This window comes from Kribbella sp. NPDC054772 (assembly GCF_053611945.1).
In genome coordinates this window covers 94,707-101,066 of sequence record NZ_JBSHBJ010000031.1, presented here as the reverse complement: position 1 = coordinate 101,066, position 6,360 = coordinate 94,707, and the positions used below count along the sequence as shown (strand labels likewise).

6 protein-coding genes are annotated in these 6,360 nt (G+C 69.0%); 4 read left to right on the top strand and 2 right to left on the bottom strand.

Annotated features, from left to right (window positions below; genetic code table 11):
* Positions 1–345 precede the first annotated feature (345 nt).
* Both ACWGID_RS33430 and ACWGID_RS33425 read right to left on the bottom strand, forming a co-directional pair.
* Entirely contained in the window at positions 346–1,011 is a 666-nt protein-coding gene (locus ACWGID_RS33430) for a response regulator (protein WP_452203323.1), read from the bottom strand.
* Positions 1,008–2,696 (bottom strand): ATP-binding protein, encoded by a 1,689-nt coding sequence (locus tag ACWGID_RS33425; protein ID WP_452203322.1) that lies wholly within the window; start codon positions 2,694–2,696, stop codon positions 1,008–1,010. The genes ACWGID_RS33430 and ACWGID_RS33425 overlap by 4 nt, the downstream gene beginning before the upstream one ends.
* Before the next feature lie 190 nt (positions 2,697–2,886).
* On the opposite strand from ACWGID_RS33425, the gene ACWGID_RS33420 reads away from it, so the two are divergent.
* The 4 genes from ACWGID_RS33420 to ACWGID_RS33405 are packed head-to-tail and all read left to right on the top strand — an operon-like array spanning position 2,887 to position 6,359.
* Entirely contained in the window at positions 2,887–3,894 is a 1,008-nt protein-coding gene (locus ACWGID_RS33420) for a Bug family tripartite tricarboxylate transporter substrate binding protein (RefSeq protein WP_452203321.1), read from the top strand.
* Complete coding sequence (locus ACWGID_RS33415; protein ID WP_452203320.1) at positions 3,891–4,403, top strand: tripartite tricarboxylate transporter TctB family protein; 513 nt, start codon at positions 3,891–3,893, stop codon at positions 4,401–4,403. The genes ACWGID_RS33420 and ACWGID_RS33415 overlap by 4 nt, the downstream gene beginning before the upstream one ends.
* A complete protein-coding gene (locus tag ACWGID_RS33410) occupies positions 4,403–5,911 on the top strand; it encodes a tripartite tricarboxylate transporter permease (protein WP_452203319.1) in 1,509 nt (502 codons plus the stop codon). Before ACWGID_RS33415 ends, ACWGID_RS33410 begins: the two co-directional genes overlap by 1 nt.
* Before the next feature lie 10 nt (positions 5,912–5,921).
* Positions 5,922–6,359 (top strand): EVE domain-containing protein, encoded by a 438-nt coding sequence (locus tag ACWGID_RS33405; protein ID WP_452203318.1) that lies wholly within the window; start codon positions 5,922–5,924, stop codon positions 6,357–6,359.
* Position 6,360: the final 1 nt, after the last annotated feature.

Here is a 6,360-nt window from a genome sequence, read left to right as displayed (position 1 = left end):
ATAATACAAAGTTCAACCAGCCCCTTGCCTACCGCCACGCCGCAACCTTTTATCTTGTGGCGGACTAGGCACGGCGGCCTACCCCGTTTGCGGGGCCGGCCCCTCAAACGGTGGGTGGACCCCTGGCATTTCGGGTGCGCACCCCACACTCTCAGGGGCCGGCCCCTCAAACGGTTTGGGCTCAAGCGGTGGTTGAGGGGCAGGGCGGTTGTGGCCGAGGAGGGGCTGGGCGATCGGCAGCTCGACAGGAGGTGTCGGCGATATCGGGGGGCCGCGTCGGCGGGCTGAGCGTGGCGATCGGTGGAACCGACCGATACCTCCTGTCGAGCTGCCGATGAGGCGTGCTCAGATCCGCCAGTTGTAGCGGCGTTCGGGGCGGCCGGTGGTGCCGTAGCGGAGGGTTACTTCGGCCTGGCCGCGGGTGGCGAGGAACTCGAGGTAGCGGCGGGCGCTGACGCGGGAGATGCCGACGACTTCCGCGCATTCGGCGGCGGACAGGTTCTCGGGGGCGTTGCGTAGGGCCGCGGTGACCAGGTCGGCGGTCTCCTGGCTGAGGCCCTTGGGGAGGCGGTTGGCGAGCGCCCGCGCCGGCGCCAGCACGCGGTCGACGTCGGCCTGGGACGTGACCTGGTCGGGGACGCTGGCCCGCCGGCGGGCGTACTCCTGCAGACGCGTCCGCAGATCGTCGAACCCGAATGGCTTCAGCAGATAGTTCACGACCCCCTGCCGCACAGCACCCCGTACGGCGTCCGCCTCCCGCGCGGCCGTGATCACCAGGATGTCGACGTCCGGCCGCGCGGCCCGCAGGCGCGCGATCAGGTCGAGGCCGAACACGTCCGGAAGGTAGAGATCGAGCAGCACCAGATCGGGCCGGAGTTCGGTCAGCGCCGCCACCGCCTGGTCGCCGGAGTTCGCCGTACCGACGACCTCGAAGCCGTCCACGCGGTCGACGAAACCGCGGTGGATGCGGGCCACCATGAAGTCGTCGTCGACGACCAGCACCGTGATCATCGGGCTCCTTCGGGAGTGGGTTGGACGGACATCCGGGCGATGAACGCGGCGCCACCGTCGGTCAAGTTGGTGACCGCGACCTCGCCGCCGCGGCGCCGGCAGATCAGCCGTGTCATCGCGAGCCCGATCCCGCGCTCGCCCTCGGCCGCGGCCTTGGTGGTGAACCCGTGCGCGAACACCTCCTGGGCCAGCTCCGGCGCCACTCCCGGTCCGGAGTCGCGGACCACGATCTCGACACTCGTCGCGTCCTGCCGCAGCTCGACCTCGACCCACGCGGGCGACAGCGGCGTACCGGACTGGGCCGCGGCGTCGATCGCGTTGTCCACCAGGTTGCCGAGCACCGTCGCGATATCGGCGGACAGCTCCGGCTCGAGGCGCAGCAGCGTGGTCCGCTCGGACACCCGGAGCTCGACGCGGCGTTCGGCCGCGAGCGAGGACTTCGCCATCAACAGGGCGGCGACCGTCGTGTCGTGGACCCGCCGGGTCACGGTCAGGTCGAGCGACTCACGATAGCGGTTCAGCGCGCCGACGTACGTGACGACCTCGTCGTACTCCCCGATCTGGATCAGTCCGGAGATCGTGTGCAGCTGGTTCGCGAACTCGTGGGTCTGCGCGCGCAGCAGCTCGGCCGACGACCGGAACGAGCCCAGCTCCCGTTCCAGTTGCGCGAGCTCGGTCCGGTCGCGCAGCGTGGTGACGGAACCGAGCGACCGTCCGTCCTTGGTCACACTCATCCGGTTCATGACGAGCACGCGCCCCCGCCGTACGACGACTGCGTCGCGCGCCTCGTCCTCGCCGGCCAACACGTCGCGCAGCCGGCCCTCGATGCCCAGCTCCCGCAGGCTCTTGCCGACCGCGTTCTCGGGAAGGTCGAGCAGCCGGCGCCCGACATCGTTCACCAGCGTCACCCGCAGCTGCGGGTCCAAGGCGACGACGCCCTCGGCGAGCCCGTACAGCATGGCTTCGCGGTGCTCGGCCAGTCCGGCGATCTCGCGCGGCTCGAGACCGAGCGTCTGCCGCTTGATCCGCCGCGCCAGCAACCACGACCCGAGCAGCCCGAGCACACACGCGATCCCGAGATAGATCGCCAGGTACGACGATGCGCCGCGTAGCCGCTGCATCGCCGTCGGTGCGTGCTCACCCACCATCACGGTCCCGATGTGGTCGCCGAGCGTCCCGTCCGAAATGCCACTCCCGTCGCGGCCCTCGCTCAGCACCGGCACCTGGGCGACGAGTTCTTTCCCGTCGCCGCCCTGCAGCTCACCGGACCAGCCACGACCGTCCGCGACCTCGGGAACACCCAGTGTGAGCTTGGTGCCGATCAGCGTCGGATTCGTTGCCGCGATCACCTTTCCTTCGGCGTTGGCGACCGTGATGGAAGTGACTCCCGACTGGGCGAGACTCGTCTGCAACGCAGGCGCCAGCATCTCGGCGGGCGCCGGGTTCCGGATCCCGAACCGGAGCGCCGGGCTGGACGACAACTGCTCGGCCAGCAACGTCACCCGGCGGCCTTCCACCCGGTTGAACGTGGCCGCGGACTGCGCCAGCGAGACCGCGGCAACAGCGACGAGCACGACCACGACGATCGCCAACTGCAGCACGAGCAGCTGCCCGGCCAGCGTCGGCCTCCTGCCCAGCCGGCTGCTCAGTTGTCTGCTCAGCTGCCGGTCCAGTCGCATCGCCATGGTCACCTCCCGTCTCGTCGCAGGTCCTGCCGCATGATCACCGTTCGAGCGCCCGAGTGCCACACTTCACCCAGGTTCGGCCCGTGACCACAATGAACTCAACCACCGCTGCGGCCACAACGCAGACGCCCGTACCGCTGGAGGTCCACGATCGTCGCCACCTGATCCCCTCGAGAAAAGGACTCCGCCAATGAGGTCCAGGCCAGTGCTGATGGCAGCCACGGCGCTGCTCGCCGTGTTCAGCGTCACCGCTTGTGGTGCGACCGCGGACAAGAAGGACGCCTCCGACGGCGCCGACGGGCAGCCGGCCACCGGGCTGCGGCTGATGGTGCCGAACACCGCGGGTGGCGGCTACGACACCACCGCCCGGACCGCCGCGAAGGTGATGGAGGACGCCAAGATCGCCACCGGCATCCAGGTGTTCAACCTGCCCGGCGCCGGCGGCACGGTCGGCCTGCAGCGGACGGTGAACGAGAAGGGCAACGGCAAGCTCGCCATGCAGATGGGCCTCGGCGTGGTCGGCGCGACGTACACCTCGAAGTCGAAGGCGACGCTCACCCAGACCACCCCGCTGGCGAAGCTGATCGAGGAGGCCGGGGCGATCGTCGTCCCGAAGAACTCGCCGTACAAGACGATCCAGGACCTGGTCACCGCCTGGAAGGCGAACCCGAAGGGGATGGCCGTCGGCGGCGGCTCGTCGCCGGGCGGACCGGACCACCTGCTGCCGATGCAGCTCGCGCAGGCGGTCGGCATCGACCCGAAGGACGTCAACTTCGTCTCGTACGACGGCGGCGGCGAACTGCTCCCCGCGCTGCTGGGCAGCAAGATCGCGTTCGGTACCAGCGGGTTCGGTGAGTTCCTTGACCAGGTGGAGAGCGGGCAGGTCCGGGTCCTCGCGGTGAGCAGCGAGAAGCCGATCGACGCACTGAAGGACGTACCGACGCTGAAGGACTCCGGGATCGACCTGGTGTTCACCAACTGGCGCGGGATCGTCGCGCCGCCGGGGATCAGCGACGCGGACAAGAAGGTCTGGATCGACGCGCTGACCAAGATGCACGACTCGGCGGAGTGGAAGGCCGAGATGCAGAAGCACGGCTGGACCGACGCGTTCGTCACCGGTGACGAGTTCGGCAAGTTCCTCACCGACCAGGACAAGGCCGTTGCGGACATTCTGACCAAGTTGGGGCTCGCGGCGTGAGCACCGCCGAGGCTCAGACCGAGGCTCGGCGGGACAAGGCGCAGTACGGAGTGTGTGGGTTCCTGGCGGTGGTCGGCGTCCTGGTGATCGTCGACGCCGCCCGGCTCCAGCACATTGCCAACAGCAACGATCCGATCGGCCCGAAGCCGGTCCCGATCGTGCTCGGCGTACTGCTCCTGGTGGTCGCCGTGCTGTACGCCGTCGACGTCGCGCGCGGCGGCACCGGTGCGGCCGAGGAAGGCGAGGACGTCGATGTGACGTCGGCCGTCGACTGGCGCACCGTGCTGCTGCTGATCGCCGCGTTCGTGGTGAACCTGGTGCTGATCGAGCCGCTCGGCTGGGTGATCAGCGGGACCGTGCTGTTCTGGGGTTCGGCGTTCGCCCTCGGTAGCCGGAACCACATCCGCAACCTGGTCATCGCGGTCGCGCTGGCGCTGATCACGTTCTACGGGTTCGCGATCGGACTCGGGGTCGGCCTGCCCGCCGGCGTACTGCAAGGGATTCTCTGATGGACAACCTGATGAACCTGATGAACGGGTTCGGTGACGTACTGACGCCGATCAACCTGCTGCTCGCCCTGCTCGGCGTGACGGTCGGTACGGCGGTCGGCGTGCTGCCCGGGATCGGCCCGGCGATGACCGTCGCGCTGCTGCTCCCGATCACCTACGGGCTGGAGCCGGTGCAGGCGTTCATCATGTTCGCCGGCATCTTCTACGGCGGCATGTACGGCGGCTCGACGACGTCGATCCTGTTGAACACCCCCGGTGAGTCGTCATCGGTGGTGACGGCGATCGAGGGCAACAAGATGGCGCGGGCCGGACGGGCCGCGCAGGCGTTGGCGACGGCCGCGATCGGTTCGTTCATCGCCGGAACGATCGGGACCGTCCTGCTGGTGCTGGTGGCTCCGCAGGTCGTGAAGTTCGCGATCAGCCTGGGCGCGCCGGACTACCTGGCGATCATGCTGCTGGCGTTCGCCGGCGCGACCTCGGTGCTCGGATCGTCCCGGATCCGTGGCTTCGCGGCGTTGCTGCTCGGTCTGGTGATCGGCCTGGTCGGGATCGACAAGGTGACCGGTCAGCAAAGGCTGACGCTCGGCATTCCGCAGCTCGCGGACGGGATCGACGTCGTGGTGGTTGCCGTCGGCATCTTCGCGGTCGGCGAGGCGCTCTGGGTCGCGGCCCACCTGCGCCGGAACCCGGGCACCGTCATCCCGGTCGGCCGCCCGTGGATGGGCAAGTCGGACTGGCGGCGCTCGTGGAAGCCGTGGCTGCGCGGTACGGCGTACGGCTTCCCGATCGGTGCGCTGCCCGCCGGTGGCGCGGAGATCCCGACGTTCCTCTCGTACGCGACGGAGAAGAAGCTCTCCAAGCACCCGGAGGAGTTCGGGCACGGCGCGATCGAGGGCGTCGCCGGACCGGAGGCCGCGAACAACGCGTCGGCCGCCGGGACGCTGGTGCCGATGCTCGCGCTCGGTCTGCCGACCAACGCGACCGCTGCGGTGATGCTGGCCGCGTTCACGTCGTACGGAATCCAGCCCGGACCGTTGCTGTTCCAGCGCGAGCCGAAGCTGGTGTGGGCGCTGATCGCGAGCCTGTTCATCGGCAACCTGTTCCTGCTGCTGCTCAACCTGCCGCTGGCTCCCGCCTGGGCGAAGCTCCTGCAGATCCCCCGCCCGTACCTGTACGCCGGGATCATCTTCTTCGCCTCGATGGGCGCGTACGCCGTGAACGCGCAGCCGCTCGACCTGCTGCTGCTGTTGCTGCTCGGTCTGCTCGGGTTCGGGATGCGGCGGTTCGGCCTGCCGGTACTGCCGCTGATCATCGGCGTGATCCTCGGCCCGATCGCCGAACGGCAGGCCCGGATGGCGCTGCAACTGTCCAACGGCGACGTCTCCGGCCTGGTCGGCGGCCCGGTGGCGTACCTGATCTACGCGGTCATCCTGCTGATGATCGGCTGGCCCCTGGTCGCGAAACTGCGCCGGAAAATTATGACAAAGGATGTCGCAGTTTCCGCCTGAGACTAGGTGCATGAACGATCTGAACAGGGCTTGGCTGGGTGTGGTCTCCGCGGACCACGCCCAGCGGGCCGTCGACGGCGGTTTCATCCAGCTCAACCACGGCAAGCGGTACGGCGTCGCGCGGCTGCGCAGAGGCGACGGTTTCGCGATCTACTCGCCGACCGAGCGGTACCGCGAGAAGCGCCCGCTCCGCGCCTTCACCGCGCTCGGGATCGTCGCGGACGAGGCGCCGTACCAGGCCGAGGCGATGGACATGGGCAGCCACGGCTTGGTCCAACCGTGGCGGCGACGGATCGAGTTCTTTCCGGTTCGGCGGATGCCCATCGGCGATCTCGATCTCGAGCTGACCCAGCAGCCGAACTGGGGTTACCAACTCCGGCGCGGTCTGGTCCCCCTCACCGTTGCCGACTTCGAGAGGTTGCGGGCGGCGACCCGGGTCGCGCTGTAGG